General features: G+C 70.0%; 1 pseudogene. It reads right to left on the bottom strand.

The features are described 5' to 3' along the window. Positions 1-20 precede the first annotated feature (20 nt). Positions 21-320, bottom strand: a pseudogene (locus tag U870_RS22955) (hypothetical protein); the annotation flags it as partial.

A 320-nucleotide genomic window follows, 5' to 3' on the forward strand; every position in this document is an offset into this window, starting at 1 on the left:
GGGGGGGGGGCTCCCTCCTCTCACTCCCGCGCCAGGTCCGTGGACGACCCGATGGGTGCGGAAGTGGTTTTGGGAGCGAGGGAGGGCTCCTGTTCCAGCCCGTAGGGCAGCGAGCCGTTCTCCTCCTCGATCTCGAGCAGCCGGTTGTACTTCACGACCCGCTCGCCAGGGGCGGGCGCGCCCGACTTGAGCTGTCCTGTCCCCGTTCCCACGGCGAGGTCGGCGATGAAGGTGTCCGTCGTCTCGCCGGAGCGGTGGGACACCATCGACTGCATCCCGAGCCTGCGCGCGGTCGCGATCGCGTCCAGCGTGGAGCTGAC

The organism is Leifsonia aquatica H1aii, from assembly GCF_000633535.1.
In the GTDB taxonomy this organism is placed as follows: Bacteria; Actinomycetota; Actinomycetes; order Actinomycetales; family Microbacteriaceae; genus Leifsonia; species Leifsonia aquatica_A.